General features: G+C 64.2%; 15 protein-coding genes and 1 pseudogene. 5 read left to right on the forward strand and 11 right to left on the reverse strand.

From position 1 onward, the window contains the following. Positions 1–75 precede the first annotated feature (75 nt). The 9 genes from AC1MDG_RS02360 to AC1MDG_RS02400 all read right to left on the reverse strand — a co-directional run bounded on the left by AC1MDG_RS02360 (position 76) and on the right by AC1MDG_RS02400 (position 10,005). Positions 76–1,569: a glycoside hydrolase family 32 protein gene (locus AC1MDG_RS02360; RefSeq protein ID WP_479807283.1), complete on the reverse strand. Its 1,494-nt coding sequence runs from the start codon at positions 1,567–1,569 to the stop codon at positions 76–78. 110 nt (positions 1,570–1,679) lie between these two features. Then, positions 1,680–3,290, reverse strand: a complete 1,611-nt coding sequence (locus AC1MDG_RS02365; protein ID WP_479807285.1) for an ABC transporter substrate-binding protein — start codon at positions 3,288–3,290, stop codon at positions 1,680–1,682. Between the two features lie 91 nt (positions 3,291–3,381). Continuing rightward, positions 3,382–4,347, reverse strand: coding sequence for a carbohydrate ABC transporter permease (locus tag AC1MDG_RS02370; RefSeq protein WP_479807286.1), 966 nt, complete (start codon positions 4,345–4,347; stop codon positions 3,382–3,384). A gap of 7 nt (positions 4,348–4,354) precedes the next feature. Next, a complete protein-coding gene (locus tag AC1MDG_RS02375) occupies positions 4,355–5,335 on the reverse strand; it encodes an ABC transporter permease (protein ID WP_479807288.1) in 981 nt (326 codons plus the stop codon). Beyond that, on the reverse strand, positions 5,332–6,375 hold the full coding sequence (locus AC1MDG_RS02380; RefSeq protein WP_479807289.1) for a LacI family DNA-binding transcriptional regulator: 1,044 nt from the start codon (positions 6,373–6,375) through the stop codon (positions 5,332–5,334). Before AC1MDG_RS02380 ends, AC1MDG_RS02375 begins: the two co-directional genes overlap by 4 nt. Positions 6,376–6,504: 129 nt before the next feature. After that, a complete protein-coding gene (locus AC1MDG_RS02385; protein ID WP_479807291.1) occupies positions 6,505–7,137 on the reverse strand; it encodes an SAM-dependent methyltransferase in 633 nt (210 codons plus the stop codon). Between the two features lie 143 nt (positions 7,138–7,280). Then, positions 7,281–7,709, reverse strand: a complete 429-nt coding sequence (locus AC1MDG_RS02390) for a DUF1761 domain-containing protein (RefSeq protein WP_479807293.1) — start codon at positions 7,707–7,709, stop codon at positions 7,281–7,283. 10 nt (positions 7,710–7,719) lie between these two features. Beyond that, positions 7,720–8,226, reverse strand: coding sequence for a MarR family winged helix-turn-helix transcriptional regulator (locus AC1MDG_RS02395; protein WP_479807294.1), 507 nt, complete (start codon positions 8,224–8,226; stop codon positions 7,720–7,722). Positions 8,227–8,256: 30 nt separating this feature from the next. Further along, the gene (locus AC1MDG_RS02400) at positions 8,257–10,005 is read right to left on the reverse strand and encodes an AMP-binding protein (RefSeq protein WP_479807295.1); all 1,749 of its coding nucleotides are present in this window, start codon (positions 10,003–10,005) and stop codon (positions 8,257–8,259) included. A gap of 160 nt (positions 10,006–10,165) precedes the next feature. Here AC1MDG_RS02400 and AC1MDG_RS02405 point away from each other — a divergent pair, with 160 nt between their 5' ends. Then, positions 10,166–11,299: an acyl-CoA dehydrogenase family protein gene (locus AC1MDG_RS02405; RefSeq protein ID WP_479809004.1), complete on the forward strand. Its 1,134-nt coding sequence runs from the start codon at positions 10,166–10,168 to the stop codon at positions 11,297–11,299. Between the two features lie 24 nt (positions 11,300–11,323). Here AC1MDG_RS02405 and AC1MDG_RS02410 read toward each other — a convergent pair whose 3' ends face one another. Together AC1MDG_RS02410 and AC1MDG_RS02415 are read right to left on the reverse strand one after the other, a co-directional pair. Continuing rightward, positions 11,324–11,911, reverse strand: a complete 588-nt coding sequence (locus AC1MDG_RS02410; RefSeq protein ID WP_479807296.1) for a dihydrofolate reductase family protein — start codon at positions 11,909–11,911, stop codon at positions 11,324–11,326. A gap of 57 nt (positions 11,912–11,968) precedes the next feature. Next, a pseudogene (locus tag AC1MDG_RS02415) lies at positions 11,969–12,085 on the reverse strand (GNAT family N-acetyltransferase); the annotation flags it as partial. Positions 12,086–12,250: 165 nt separating this feature from the next. On the opposite strand from AC1MDG_RS02415, the gene AC1MDG_RS02420 reads away from it, so the two are divergent. The 4 genes from AC1MDG_RS02420 to AC1MDG_RS02435 all read left to right on the forward strand — a co-directional run bounded on the left by AC1MDG_RS02420 (position 12,251) and on the right by AC1MDG_RS02435 (position 15,140). Further along, the gene (locus AC1MDG_RS02420; RefSeq protein ID WP_043477598.1) at positions 12,251–12,652 is read left to right on the forward strand and encodes a cytochrome c oxidase subunit 4; all 402 of its coding nucleotides are present in this window, start codon (positions 12,251–12,253) and stop codon (positions 12,650–12,652) included. A 349-nt stretch (positions 12,653–13,001) separates the two neighbouring features. Then, complete coding sequence (locus AC1MDG_RS02425) at positions 13,002–13,304, forward strand: hypothetical protein (RefSeq protein WP_479807298.1); 303 nt, start codon at positions 13,002–13,004, stop codon at positions 13,302–13,304. Between the two features lie 156 nt (positions 13,305–13,460). After that, the gene (locus tag AC1MDG_RS02430) at positions 13,461–14,195 is read left to right on the forward strand and encodes a TetR/AcrR family transcriptional regulator (RefSeq protein ID WP_479807300.1); all 735 of its coding nucleotides are present in this window, start codon (positions 13,461–13,463) and stop codon (positions 14,193–14,195) included. Between the two features lie 9 nt (positions 14,196–14,204). Beyond that, positions 14,205–15,140 (forward strand): hypothetical protein, encoded by a 936-nt coding sequence (locus tag AC1MDG_RS02435; protein ID WP_479807302.1) that lies wholly within the window; start codon positions 14,205–14,207, stop codon positions 15,138–15,140. Positions 15,141–15,342: the final 202 nt, after the last annotated feature.

Here is a 15,342-nt window from a genome sequence, read left to right on the forward strand (position 1 = left end):
TTCAAGCATGGCGCCGCGAGGGTCCCCGCCAATGGACGTCAGGAGTTGATGCGGCGTGATTGCTGGGATGCACGGTCATGCCAAGTCCGTAAGCTGCAGGGAAGCCTCCGCCGTGCCCCCGTTGGAGAACACCGTAATGCCGGTGTGCAGCGGGTCCGGGAATATCAGCTCAGTGAGTGTGGCGAGTCCGCCCTGGGCGAAGACTTCGACCGAGCAGTGGTCTACGAAGATCCGCAGGGAGTAGGTGCCATCGTCTGCCAGCAGTGGTGCCGTGCTGATGGACGGGAAGGCCTCGTGGAAGCCAGTGTCGCCGGAGTTGGTTCGGTCCACCATGAGTTGTCCGCTGACGGGGCGGATGCTGATCCGGGTCCCCGATGAACCGTTCCCGGAGCCGCGGACCACCAAACCGAACTCGCTTGCTGTCCCCGGCGTAAAGGTGGCCTCGATCAGCTGTACTGCCCTGCCGCCGTCGACCTTTACGCTGCCGTTCAGGGACAGGCGCTGGGTCGGGCCGGAAACAGAACCCTCGGTGCATGCCGGCACGGGCTGCTGGACGAGCCGGGGTTCGCCGTCGATCGAGGCGAGGGAAACTTCGCGCACCAGGCTCATGGGGCTGCGCCAGGGTGAAGTGGGGATGTGGTTGGCATACTGCCAGTTGTTCATCCATCCGATCATGAGCCGCCGTCCGCCCGGGACGTTGCTGAAGGACACAGCCGCGTAGTAGTCCCGGCCCCAATCGAGCCACTGGTAGTCAACCACGCGCTCCGGGTCCTGCATGCCGTCCGTGACGGTGGTCTCGGAGGTGAACGTCACGCCGTCGAAGTCTCCCACGAAGTACTGCCCTGCTGATCCTCCGTTGGGTCCGCCGGGGCTCATGTTCACGGTCAGGACCCACCTGGTGTTTCCTGCATCTCCGTTCACGGGCAGCTCAAAGAGGTCCGGGCACTCCCAGATGCCGCCGGTGCCGTTGGCCGGGCCGAAGGTGCTGAGGTATTCCCAGTTCTTTAGGTCGTCGGAGCGGTAGAGCAGCACGGCGTAGTCGTGGGCTTCGACGGCGGCCATCACCCAGTAGGTTCCGGCGGGTCCGTCGTAGCGGAAGACCTTGGGGTCGCGGAATTCCGGTGAGTTCCTGGTGAGGACCGGGTTGCCAGAGTACTTGGTCCAGGTGTATCCGCCGTCGGTGCTCCACGCGATGGACTGGGCCTGCATGCCCTCGTGTGCCGAACCGGCCTTGTAGGCGCTGGTGTAGACGGCAACCAGGGGGGAGGTCCCGGACGCGCCGAAGCCGGCGGTGTTGTAATGGTCCACCACGATGCTGCCCGAGAAGATTTCCTCAGTTTCGTCGCAGGGGATGGCCACCGGCTGCTCGTCCCAGTTCACCAGGTCGGTGGATGTGGCGTGGCCCCAGGACATGTTGCTGTGGACGTTCCCGAAGGGGTTGTTTTGGTAGTACAGGTGATAAATGCCGTCATGGAAGACCAAGCCGTTGGGGTCGTTGAGCCAGGTGTCCTTGCAGGCGTAGTGCATCGCCGGCCGGTAGGCCCCAAGGATGGGCGTGGCGGTGTTCATGGGTCAGGATCTCGTTTCATGGGGCTGCCGCGGGAAGCGTGGGGCCCGGGCAGGGTGATGGAGCCGCCGGGTACGGAAGTTCGTCCCCGGCGGCTTGAGCGGAGGAAAGGTCAGGAGTTCTTCCGGTACCTGTCGTAGGCCTGCTGGTAGACATCCACCATCTTGTCCAGGCCGATGTTCTTCAGCTGCGAGACGTAGCCGTCCCACTCCGCGTCGATGCCGCCGGAGACGATCCACTTGGCCGTGCTCTGCTTGACGATGGCGGCCACGTCTGTCTCGATGGTGCTGATCTGCTGCACTTCCTCGTTGGACAGCGCCACCGGAGGGTACCCGTCGTTGGCTGCGAAAGGCTTGTAGTTCTCCTCGACGGTCTTCTGCCGCTCGGCCGCGCGCGGCTCGGGTGCCACGACCTTCTCGAAGTTCTCCGCGGTGTTGGCCTTCGGGCCGCCCGGCGCTACCTTCTGGCGGCGTTCGCCTTCACTGGTTCCCGCGGCTGCGGGGATCTGGGTCAGCAGTCCGGTGGCGGGGTCCTTCTGCAGGGTTTCACCGATGGGGCCCCAGTTGGCCTGGGCGGACTGGATGGGATCGTACAGGTTGTCTGCCCAGCGGATGGTGGCGGCAGGGTATTTGTTGGTTCGGGTCACAGCGAAGGCGCCGCGGGCGATTTCCTGGTTGTTGGACTGGCTGGCGAGCCGCTTGCCGTCCACGCCCTCAAGTACGGGGAGCAGTTTGTAGTCGCTGGCGCGGTCGGCGCCGACCATTTCCTTGACTTCCCACCAGACGAAGGAGCCCAGGTTTTCGGTGCTGGCCTTGCCCTTGGCCAGGTAGGCCTTGTCATCCTGGGAGAACGATTCGGGATCGATCAGGCCTTCCTGATACCAGGCATGCAGGGTCTGGAGGGCCTTTTTGTAGCCGTCCTGGGTGGCGGTGTAGATGACCTTGCCGTCCTGGACGATCCTGTGGTCCATGTTGTCCGGGACTCCGCCCAAGGCGGCGATGAGGTCAACGATGTCACCGCACCAGGAGCCGGGCATGAAGCTCAGCGGGATGGTTTTACCGGTGCCTGACGCGTCCTTGGTCTTGAAGGCGAGCAGGGCATCATGCAGTTCGTCCACGGTCCTGGGCATCGGGATGCCCAGCTTGTTCAGCCACGCGGTGTTGATCGCCATTTCGTTGGGGAACTGGACGAGTCCCAGTTCTTCGATGGAGGGCAGGGAGTAGATGTGCCCGTCGGAGGAGGTGATGGCCGCTTTGATGTCCGGCCGGTCGGCGAGCAGCTTGGACAGGTTGGGGGCATTCTTCTGAATGAGGTCTTCGAGGGGGATCAGTGTTCCGCTGGCCGAGTAGGTGGCGATTTCCGCGTCGGTGAGCCCGCTGTTGAAGAAGGCGTCGGGCAGGTCGCCGCTGGCCAGGATGAGGTTTTTCTTTTCCTTGAACACCGTCTCCGGGAGGTTCTCCCAGTCAATATGGATGTTGGTGTCCTTTTCCCACTGCTGCACCAGGGACATGGTGTTGTAATCAGGGGCGAGCGCTGACTTGGTTCCGGAGAACTTGAGCGTCAGCGTGTCCTTGACGATCGGGAAGCCGGTCTCCTGGAAGCCGAACTCCGCGGAAGAGTCTTTGATGGCAGCGGAACCGTTGGAGCTGCCCGAGCAGGCGGTGAACAGCATCGTTCCTGCCATGAGGGCGCCAAGGACGGCGAGTTTGCGGCTGGTAGCCATGGGTCGTTCCTTTTCTGGGTGGGGGAGGAGGAGGTGTGGTGACGGCGAAAGGAAGTTCCGGCGTCGGGCATTGCGTTTGGTTTTGAGGCGGTCAGCTCTTCACAGCGCCGATCATGGTGCCTTTGGTGAAGTGCTTCTGCATGAACGGAAGCGCGATCATCAGCGGCAGGCTGGAGACGACGATCATGGCGTACTTGGTCAGTTCGCCGATCCTCTGCGCTGCGGCGTAGGACTCGATGTCTCCACCGGTGGTGCCTGCGGAGGAGACGTCCGACTGGATCAGGATGTTCCGGAGCACCAGCTGCAGCGGGTATTTCGTGTCATCGTTCAGGAAGATGAGGGCGTCGAAGAACGAGTTCCAGTGCGCCACCACGTGGACCATGATCATCAGCATGATCAGCGGCTTGGACAGGGGCAGGACCATCCTGAAGAAAAAGGCAAAGTCGTTGGCGCCGTCCATCTGGGCCGCTTCCCGGAGCTCTCCCGGGATGGTGTTTTCGAAGAAGGACCGGGCGATGATCAGGTTCCACACACCCACGGCGCCGGGCAGCACAACTGCCCAGACCGTGTCCAGCATGCCGAGGTCCCGGACCACCAGGTACTTCGTGATGAGGCCGCCGTCGAAGAACATGGTGACAACGAACAGGAGCATCAGGATCTTCCGCCCCGGCATGTCCTTGCGGGACAGGGCGTAAGCGCCGAACAGGATGGTGGTCACGCTGATGGCCGAGCCCAGGACGGTGTAAATCACGGTGTTGCCCAGGCCGTTCCAGATCCGGCTGTCCGCGAAGATCCGTTGGTATCCCTCAAGGGTCACGCCGGACGGGAACAGCCAGACTTTGCCTTCGTAGACGGCGTTGGGATCGCTGATGGAGGCGATGACGATGAAATAGAGCGGGTAGACCACCGCGATGATGGACAGCGACAGGATGGTGACCGCGGCGATGTTGAAGGCGGAGTCTGCCCACTTGTCGCGGAACGATTGTGTGCGCTTGGCGGCCGGATGGGGCCTGGTTGCGGGGGCCGGAACGGCCACGGGTTTGGTGTTCAGGGTCATAGCGGCATCACCACAGGGTTGCTTGGTTGGCCCGGCGCGCTACCCAGTTGAAGGTCAGCAGCAGCACGAGGTTGAGGACGGAATTGAACAGGCCGATGGCGGCGGAATAGCTGAACTGGGCCTGCTGCAGGCCGGCGTGGTAGACGTACGTCTGGATTATTTCCGACGTCGGCAGGTTCAGGTTTGTCTGCATGAGCAGCGCCTTTTCGAAGCCGACGTTGAGCAGGTTGCCGATGGCCAGGATGAACAGGACAGTGATCACGGGCATGATCCCCGGCAGATCGATGTGCCGGATGCGCTGCAGTTTGGAGGCGCCGTCCACCTTGGCGGCGTCATGCAGGGCTGGGTCGATGCCGGACAAGGCCGCCAGGTAGACAATCATCGCGAAACCGGCGTTCTGCCAGACATCGGAGATCACGTAGATGGGCCGGAACCACTCGGCGGAGCCCATGAAGAAAACGGGTTCCCCTCCCGCCAGCTGGATCGCATTGTTCACCAGCCCGGACCGCGGGGATAGCAGGACGAACATGATGCCCACCACCACCACCGTGGAGATGAACGCCGGCGAGTACAGCACCGTCTGGGTGAACTTCTTGAACCGCTCACTCTGGAGCTGGTTGACCAGGAGCGCCAGGATGATCGGGATCGGAAAGGCCACAAGCAGACCCAGGATGGCGATCCAGAGCGTGTTCCCCACGACCACACCGAACTGGTAGGAGTTGATGAACCGCATGAAGTGCTGCAGCCCCACCCACGGGCTCCCGGTAAAACCGTCCACGGGGTTGTAGTTGCGGAAAGCGATCTGCACCCCGTACATGGGCCAGTACTTGAAGACGGCGATGTAGATCAGCGCCGGGATTAGTAATACGTATAACTGCCACGCCCGGCCAACCCTTTTCAGGCGCAGCGGAAACGGCTTCCTGCGTGGGGGCCCGGGCGTTGGAGCCAGCGGCGGTGCCGGCGTGGATCGGGCCAAGGTGCGGCTCATGGCTTCTCCTTTGGATGTGTCACTGAGTTCCGTTCAATCAGGGGACAGGTCATGAACTCGACCCGCCCGTCCGGCTCGGCGCCCTGCAGGATGAGGTCCACCGCGCGGCGCCCCATTTCCACGAAGGGCAACTCAAGGGTGGTGAGACCCGGCCGCAGGTGCGGGGCCAAGGTTTCCTGGTTGTCGAAGCCGATGATGGATACATCGCGGGGAATCGACAGGTGCAGCTCCGTGGCGGCCTGGTAGGCGCCCCACGCGGTGCGGTCATTCGCGCAGAAGATGGCCGTCGGCGGGTTGTTTCCCGTCATCAGGTCCATAGTGTGGGTAAATCCGTCCAGTTCGTTGCCGCTGCCGAATCGCACCAGTTCCGGGCGGACGGGCAGTCCGGCTTCGGCCATGGCTTTCGTATAGCCGTTATAGCGTCCGACGGCGGCAGGAAGTTCGCTCTCGAGCGTTTCGATGTTGATCATCGCCACCCGCTCATGCCCCGCGTCGAGAAGGCGTCGGGTGGCGGTGTAGCCGCCCAGTTCCTCATCCGGCGCAACGCTGGGAAGTCTCAGCTTGCGATCCTGCGAGTTCAGCACAACCGAAGGGACTGTCGAGAGGGCCTCGGGTACGTCGAGCCGCCGGTGGTACATGCCGGCGTAGACCACGCCAGCCACCTTGTAAGACAGCATGGAGTCCAGCGAGGCTGCCTCCAGGGCTTTGTCGCCGCCCGTGTTCATGGTGAGCAGGAGGAGGCCGTCCTCCCAGGCGCGCTCTTGTGCCCCTTCGATGATCTTGCCTGCGAAAGGGGACGTGGCGACGGCGTCGCCCAGGAAACCGATGATGCCCGAGATGCCGTCCCGGAGGGTCTTGGCGTGGGCGTTGGTGCGGTAACCAAGCTGGCGCACGGCATCCATCACGCGTTTCCGGGTCTCGTCCGAAAAGCGCGAGCCGGACGCGGAGTTCAGCACCAGCGAAACTGTTGCCTGGGAAACGCCGGCGGCTGCCGCTACGTCGTGCATGGTGGGACCTGACGATGGTCGAGGCTTTGTCACGGGCACCTCCTTGGGCCTGGTTATACGAATCAGTTATTCGTATAACCGACGGAAAAAACTGTAACCTGCGTCATAGGATGCCGTCAAGTACTGGTTGTGAAGATGTGTAGGCCTGCGAGTCGGGCCGGCCTAGGGCCGGGGTGCCCGCCGGTGGGCGCGGAGCACGGAATCGGTGACGGTTACGGAGCCGCCCTCTGCGTCCGTCACGGACCTTCGGCGGGCTTCGCAGACGTCGATTTCCCACTCGTCCGCATCCAGCCCGGCCGCGATCTCCTCCGGGGTGAAAAGCAGGCCCGGCTCGCTGGGGCGGCGGATCCCCACTTCCAGGTCGGAGGGATGGTGGCCCACAACCAGCAGCGTCCCGCCGGGCGCCACTGACGCTGCCAGCCGGTGGTACAGCTCGGTACGCTCGGCCAGGGGCAGGTGCATGAACTGCGCGGAGACGAGGTCGAAGGTGCCGGACGGCGGCGGTGAACTGGTGAGGTCGTGATGGACCCAGGTGATCCGCGCGGCAGCGTCAGCATCCTGCGATGCCCGCTCGGCGGCCCGGGCCAGCGCCACTGAGGAGATGTCCACCGCCGTGACCCGCCAGCCCTGGCGTGCCAGCCAGAGCGAATCGGCGCCTTCGCCGCTGCCCACGTCCAGTGCAGAGCCCGGGCGCAGCTCGGCGGCCTCGGCCAGCAGGTGCGGGTTCGGATTGCGGCTCCAGACCGAGCCGTGCTGGCGGTAGCGTTCATCCCAGAACGACTCGTCAAACTTCATCCGTGGTCTCCTTGCTGGCCGGCGATCCCGTCCCGGCAGCGTGCCCCCAGGGACGGTCCGCGCTACGCCGTGACACTGCCACGATACGCCGTCACCGCGTCCTCCAGTTCCTTCCGCTTCCCAAGGGGCAGGGCTGCCCGCAGCTAGGCCGCGCTGATGCCGAAGAGCCCGATGATCAGCCCCATGACCACCAGCGTGACCAGTTCGTGTGCGCAGTTCAGGACGGTCAGGCCGGCGGGGCGGCCGTCGAAGGCGTCGTGGGTGATGAAGCGGGAGGCCGTGAAGCCGGCCCAGAGGATGACGGCGGTGATCAGGGTGTTGGCCAGGAAGTTTCCGCCGTAGAAGTGCTGGGAAATAGCGGCCGATCCGGCAAGGACCAGGGCGCTGACGAAGCTGACCACCAGCGTGATCAGGATGGGTTTGACGGCGTCCTTTGCATCCCCGCTGGGGGTGACTTTCGCGAGCTTCATCCAGTAGTTGCCGAAGACCTTGGGCGTGTACCAGACCGAGCCAACCACCATGCTGGACATGGTGGCCAGCACCACGGCCCAGATGTTGATTTCCGGAATCATTGCGTTCTCCTCAATCGGCGAAGTCGCCGGCGTTCCGTCGAAATTTCCCCAGGATCCGGATCAGCTGGTCCACGTCCTGGCCGGCGAAACCGGACTGGCCGAACACCTCGGCGTTGAGTGCCGCCGTCGCGCTTTTGGCCAGGGTGCGGCCCTCCGCGGTGAGTTCGATCAGTGTGGTGCGGCCGTCGGTCGGGTGCGGGGAGCGGACCACCAGGCCCGCGTCCTGAAGGCGGTCGACGGCGTTGGTCACCGATGTGGGGTGGACCTGCAGGAGCGCGCTCGCCTTGTTCATGGGCAGCGCGCCGCTGCGGGCGAAACTCAGCAGCGCCAGGAGTTCGTAGCGGGCGAACGTCAGGCCGAAGGGCTTGAGCACTCCCTCGATCCGGGCCAGCAGGATCTGCTGGGTGCGCATGATGGCCGTGATGGCAGCCATGGGCGCGGCAACATCGCCCCAGCCGTGCCGTTCCCAGTTGCGTTGGGCGTCGGCAATGGGATCGCGCGGGAGGGGGGTTCCCATGGCACCTCCTGACAAGTGGGTTGCTCCAGCCTAGCTTTTCAAACCCGGGAAATCCGACTCCGAGTACTCGACGCCCATGCCTTCCGGGACGGGGCCCGCTCCGTGCCGGAGCTCTTCGCTGTGCCGGAGCTCAACGCGCCGGATCTTGCCTGAGATGGTCTTGGGCAGTTCCGCGAATTCCAGCCGCCGGATGCGCTTGAACGGGGCCAGATGGTCCCGGCAATAGCGCAGGATGTCCTCTGCAAGTTCGGGGCCGGGCTGGTGCCCGGCGGCCAGGACCACGAAGGCCTTTGGCACGGACAGCTTCAGCGGATCGGGGGAGGGCACGACGGCGGCCTCCGCCACCGCGGGGTGCTCGATCAGGACGCTTTCCAGCTCGAACGGGGACAACCGGTAATCGGAGGACTTGAACACGTCGTCACCTCGGCCCACGTAGGTGATGATGCCGCGCTCGTCCCTGCTGGCCATGTCGCCCGTGTGGTAGTAGCCGTCGCGGAAGGCGTCCGCGGTCTTTTCCGGGTCGCCGTAGTAGGCCTTCATCAGTCCCACGGGGCGGGGGTCAAGGCGGAGGCACAGTTCGCCGTCGTCGGCCTCCTCTCCCGTGGCGGGGTCAACCAGAACTACGTCGTAGCCGGGCAGCGGCCTGCCCATGGCGCCGATCTTGATCGGCTGGCCGGGGGTGTTGGCGACCTGCACGGTGGATTCCGTCTGGCCGAAGCCGTCCCGGATGGTCTGCCCCCAGGCGCGGTGCACCTGGTCGATCACCTCGGCGTTGAGGGGCTCCCCGGCGGACACCACTTTGGTGGGCGGGTTTTTCAGGACGGTGAGGTCGGCCTGGATCAGCATGCGCCACACGGTGGGCGGGGCACAGAAGCTGGTCACCTTTTCGCGGTCCATCTGTTCCATGAGGGCCTTGGCATCGAACCGGCTGTAGTTGTAGATGAAAACGCAGGCTTCGGCGATCCAGGGCGTGAAAACGTTGGACCAGGCGTGCTTTGCCCAGCCGGGCGAGGCGACGTTGAGGTGCACGTCGCCGGGTCCCAGCCCGATCCAGAACATGGTGGACAGGTGGCCTACGGGGTAGGACGTGTGCGTGTGTTCCACCAGTTTGGCCTTGGACGTGGTTCCGGAGGTGAAGTACAGCAGCAGGGTTTCGTCCGCCTTGGTGGGCGCGTCCGGGGTGAACTCTGTCGGTGCAGTGTGGGAATCGGCGTACTGCAGGGCAGCTGTGTTGGCGTCGGCGCTGTTTACATCGGTCCTGCTGGACTCGCCGTCGGCAATTTGGATCAGTTTGTAGTTGCCCGGAACGCCGGCGAACTTGCCGATGTTGGAACTTCCGACGGCGGCCCAGCCCGCTTCGCCGCGTTCCACCCGGTCCGCCAGGTCCGCCGGGCCCATCAGCGTGGTGGTGGGGATCATCACGATGCCCAGCTTGATGCCGGCCAGCATGAGTTCCCACAGCTCCACCTGGTTGCCCAGCATGATGATCATCCGGTCGCCGCGGCGAACGCCCTGGCTCCTTAGCCAGTTGGCCACCTGGTTGGAGCGCGCGGCAAGCTCACCGAAGCTCCGCCGGGTGGCGCTGCCGTCCTGTTCCACGATCACCAGGGCGGGCTTGGCACCCTTGGCGGGGTCGGCCGCGATCTGGTCGAACCAGTCGAGGGCGAAGTTGAACTCCTCGAAGCGCGGCCACTGGAACTCATCCCGCGCCTGGTCGTAGTCCTCGTGGAGGGCCAGAAGCCTGTCCCTCGCGGCCCGGAAGTCGTCGGTGACTGTCATGGGGGCCCTTTCGCCTAGTGATCCATGTCACTGTGCAATATACTAGGACATCCAAGGGTTTGGAAGAGCGAAGGGATGCGTGCCGGTGCAGCCACAACGACGTGACGGCGGGGAAACCACCACAGTTCCGGAGCAGCCGCCGTTCCCGGACGCGGACCTGATGTACATCGTGGATCTGCTGCCGGCGGGAGAGCGCTCGCGGTACCTGGAAGTGCGGGAGTTCCTGCAATCCCGCATCCGTGCGGCATCCATCGAGTACTGGAACCGCGAGGAATTCCCGTTCGGCCTGCTGGCTGAAATGGGGAAGTACGGGCTCGGCGGGCTGCAGACGGACGGAACGTCGGCGCTCTTCAAGGGCTTGATGTATGTGGAAGTTGCCCGGGCTGACGTGTCATTGTCCGCCCTGGTTGGCATCCACAACGAACTGATCGTCGGGATGATCGACGAGCTCGGTTCGGAAGCGCAGAAGCAGCGCTGGCTTCCCGGGCTGAAAGCCTTTACGCAGCTGGGTGCCTTCGCGCTGACCGAGCCGGATCACGGTTCGGACATAGCCGGCGGCCTCGAAACGTCAGCCCGGCTGGAGCGCGGCGAATGGGTCATCAACGGCGCCAAGCGTTGGATCGGCGCCGGGACGATCGCCGACTTTGCGCTGGTGTGGGCCCGGGATGAGGCGGACCGGCAGATCAAGGGCTTCATTGTGGAGACGGACCGCCCCGGCTACTCCGCTACGAAGATTTCCAACAAGATCGGCCTGCGGATCATGCAGAACGCGGACATCGTCCTCGATGAGGTCCGCATTCCGGAGTCGAATCTCCTGCCCGGAGCCACGGACTTTTCGAAAGCGAACGACCTCCTGCGGGATTCGCGGGCCTGGGTGGGCTGGCAGGCTGCCGGTATCCAGCTGGCCGCGTTCGACGTCGCCCGTTCCTATGCCTTGGAGCGGAAGCAGTTCGGCAAGGAGCTGGCGCGGTTCCAGCTCATCCAGCAGCAGCTGGCCGAAATCCTGGGCAACGCCAGTGCCTCCCTGGCGCTGATGGCGCAGCTGGCCCGGATCCAGCAGGACGGAAAGCTGGAGATGGTGCAGGCCGCCATGGCGAAATCCACCACCACCCGGCTGGCGCGCGCCTCGGTGGCGATGGGCAGGTCGCTGATGGGCGGAAACGGCATCAGCACTGACTACGAGATGGGCAAGCTGTTTGGTGACGCCGAGATTCTGTATACCTATGAGGGCAGCTACGAGATCAACTCGCTGATCGTGGCACGTGCAGTGACCGGGAAGTCGGCGTTCGTCTGACGGTTCTCCGCGGTCCTGGTCTTCTCAGTCCTGTTTTTCTTGGTCCTGGCCGCGCTCGTAGCGGAGCTGAACAACTCCGTTGCCGAACGTCCGGGTGCCGGCCAGCCTCAGGTTCAACCGCACGTCCGGTGACTCGAACAGCGGCCGGCCCTTGCCTTGGCCCAGAACCACGGGGTGCACGTAGATCCGGTATTCGTCGATCAGGCCGAACCGCATGAACGTTGCCCCCAGATTGGCGCCACTGACCGCAAGGTCGCCGCCGGGCTGCGCCTTGAGGGCCGCGATCTCTTCAGGCACGACGTCGTGCATCACCGTGGTGTTCCAGCCGGCGTCGGTGAGGGTCCGGGAGAAAACGATTTTGGGCATGTCACGCCAGATCCCGGCGAACTCGGCCATGACCGCGGGGCTGTCCGGATCCTGGTCCGCCGTAGGCCAGAAATCGGCCATCAACTCGTAAGTGATCCTTCCGTCCAGGAACCCGCCCAGCGCCCTGCACTCATCGTTGAAGTGTTGGTGTAGTTCCTCGTCCACCAAATGCCAGCTGATGTCGCGGTCCAGCCCTTCGAAGTATCCGTCCACCGACACTGACGCCATCAGAATGATCTTCCGCATGTGGATCCCTCCATGGAGTGGCGCCCGGGCGGGACCGCCGTCGTATTTCCCAGTGAATCACTCAAGGATGCGTTGGAACAGGACATGGTCCTGCCAGATTCCAGCAATCTTGAGATACGACGGTGCCAGGCCGATCTCTTCGAATCCTGCGCGGGCCAGTATCTTGCGGGATGCCGCGGCCGGTGAATTCCTTGTCGATCCAGTCTTCCCGCCGGTGCACCGAAGTTGTACCAAGGGGGTCCTTTGTCCCTTCCCCCCGACGGACCTGAAGGCCACAGTTGTCATAGGGGAACCGCGTGTGGGCAGCCCCGACTTGAATGCGCCGTAGAAGGAGGAGCCGTGAAGATCGAATCATGGATTTTCGGAGGCCTGGCCATGTTCTTCGTACCCGTTGGTGTGGTCTATGGCTTTGTCACAGGCTGGACCGAGCCGGTGGGCTTCCTGGCCTTATGGCTGGTGGGCGGGCTGGCAGGACTGATCGGGGGCTACCTCGGCTACACCGGGCGGAGGATCGGAATGCGTCCGGAGGATCGCCAGGACGCGGAGACCCACGAAGGGGCCGGCGAACAGGGCCACTTCAGCCCCTGGAGCTGGTGGCCCATCGCCTTGGGCATTTCCGCGGCGACTGGGTTCCTGGGCCTGGCCATCGGATTTTGGATCCTCTATCTCGGTGCAGGATTTGCGCTGGTTGCGCTGATTGGCTGGGTTTACGAATACAGCCGCGGGGACCACGCCCACTAGGCCGCCAGGCCGCAAGGCGCGGTGCGCGCCGTCGTGCCGGAATGTGGCTCATAAAAAAGTTCGCCCATCGACTTGAAGCTAAGCCTGCTTATGATTAGGCTTGAAGTCATGAAGGGGTGCAGCGTTGTTGCGCACGGACGCCCTTTCGCAAGGTCCTAAAGGGATCGAGCAGCTCGGGAGTGGGACCTGTTCCATGGGCCCTCCCGGTGCCCACGGAGGCTGAGAGCTGTAAGCAACCAAAAAGAGATGCAGAGAAGCGCGGCCTGAAACCGGGCCGCAGTCACCCTGGTGGTCGCCTGACCGCACCTGGGGGCGGATTCTGCCTGCATCACAATCGAGGGAGCGAAACATGTCAGTTATGAAGAAAGCCACTACCGCCGTTGCCGGATCGCTTTTCCTGGTGGGGATGGCCGCAGCGCCTTCGCTGGCCGCGGACAACAGCACCGTCAATGACGGCCTGGTGAACGTAACCGTCGGGGACGTGACAATCCTTGAGGACGTTAACGTGGGTGTGGCCGCTGATGTGACGGCGCAGATTTGTGGCGTGGAAGTTGGGCCTGTGGCCGTTCTGGGCGAGGCTGTCGACGCCACCAGCGCTGAGTCTGTGGTCTGCACTGACAGTGACGGCCCGGTCACCATCACCCAGAATTGACGTTCTGCACTAACGTGCGGAGGCGTTCGCGCCCTGCATTGTTGACTTGATGCCGAAAGGGCGGCGGGACCTCGGTCCCGCCGCCCTTTCGGCATCTCACGGCCCGGGTGTACGTAGTACACTCGATGACAATCATCAGCTAGCAAAGGGGCCAATATGACTCAGCAGGCGGAAGCCACGCGCCGGGTCCCGTTGAACCGGGACCGCGTCCTGACTGCCGCCGTCGTACTGGCCGATGAGGCGGGTATCGAGTCACTCAGCATGAGAAGGCTGGCGCAGGAGCTTGGCGTGGTGCCGATGGCGCTGTACAAGCACGTCGCCAACAAGGAGGAACTTCTCGACGGCATGGTGGACGTGCTTGTTGCCGAAATCGATCCTCCCGTCAGCGACGCCGGCTGGAAGAATGCGGTCCGGCTGCGGGTGCTGTCGGCGAGGAGGTCCTTGCTGCGGCATCCGTGGGCCCGCCAGGTGCTTGAGTCCCGAAGCACCAGGACGCCTGCGGTACTCGGGTATATGGATTCGTTCATCGGGATGTTCCTGGCCGGCGGTTTTTCCGTCGATCTCACCCATCATGTGATGCATGCACTCGGCAGCCGGATGTGGGGGTTCACCCAGGAGTTGTTCGACGATTCCGCCGGCCCGGCGCCAGCTGACCTGGCACCGGAGATGCAGGCGGCCATGCTCCAGGAGATGGCACAACGGTATCCGAACATTCTGCAGGTCGCCATGGCGGCAGAACACGACGACGGGTCCGTGGTTTCGCAGGGCTGCGACGACCAGTTCGAGTTCGAGTTCGCCCTCGACCTCCTCCTGGACGGATTCGAGCGGTTCCATCAGCAGGGCTGGACATCGGAGCGGGCGAGGCTGGAGCGGTGGCTGCCCGGATGTTAGCTTGTGGGGATGGAGGCGCTCGACTGGCTGCTCGACTCTGACCCCGCAATCCGCTGGCAGGTCCTGCGTGACCTCACGGGCGCGCCGCCCGAGGAAGTCCAGGCCGAGCGTGCCCGCGTAGCCACCCACGGCTGGGGCGCGCGGCTGCTGGCGCTGCAGGATGAAGAGGGCCAATGGGACGGCGGCACGTACTTCCCGGCGCAGTTCGACGCTTCCGAAAAAGGCCAGCCCTGGACGGCCACCACGTACAGCCTGCTGTTGCTGCGGGATTTCGGGCTCGACCCCCGCAGCGATCAGGCCCGACGCGCCGTCGCGCTCGTTCGCGAAAGCAGCCGCTGGGAGGAAGGCGGTCAGCCGTTCTTCGACGGGGAAACGGAGCCGTGCGTCAACGGTATGGCCGTGGCGCTCGGCGCGTACTTCGGCGAAAACGTCGACGGCGTGGTGGGGCGTTTGCTGCGTGAGCAGCTCGCCGACGGCGGCTGGAACTGTGAGGCGGAACGAGGCTCGGTGCGTTCGTCGTTCGGGACCACTATCAACGTTCTGGAAGGCCTGCTGGAGTACGAGCACGCGACCGGCGGGTCGCCGGACTCGGCGGTGGCCAGGCAGCGCGGCGAGGAATACCTGCTGGAACGCGGACTGCTTCGGCGCAAGAGCACCGGCGAGCTGATCGACCGTGACTGGCTGGAGTTCTCGTACCCCACCCGGTGGTTTTACGACGCCCTGCGCGGGCTCGATTACTTCCGCGCCGTCCGCAACCGTCCGGACGAACGCATCTCCGAAGCGGTGGAGGTGCTCCGGTCAAAACGGCAACCCGATGGCACCTGGCTGCTGGAAAACACCCACCCCGGCCGGATCCACTTCGCCTTGGAGGACGGTGACGGACGCCCGAGCCGGTGGAACACCCTCAGGGCGCTGCGGGTACTTCAGTGGTTCGAGGGACAGTAGACGACGACGCCACCGCGCGCCCTCCGCCGTCCGGTCACAATCCGGTTCCTCGGCCGGAGTTTTTCCGGACGCCGGCGGCACGGCTACGCTGGCAACCACTACGTGCGCGTCACGTGACCTGAGAGCAGCAGGCAGGGTCGTAATGAGCTGGCAGCAGTTGATGCCGGCTCATCTTCAGTGGGTCGGCGCAGGCCGCCGGGGG

This window comes from Arthrobacter sp. AIWTK1 (assembly GCF_056680535.1).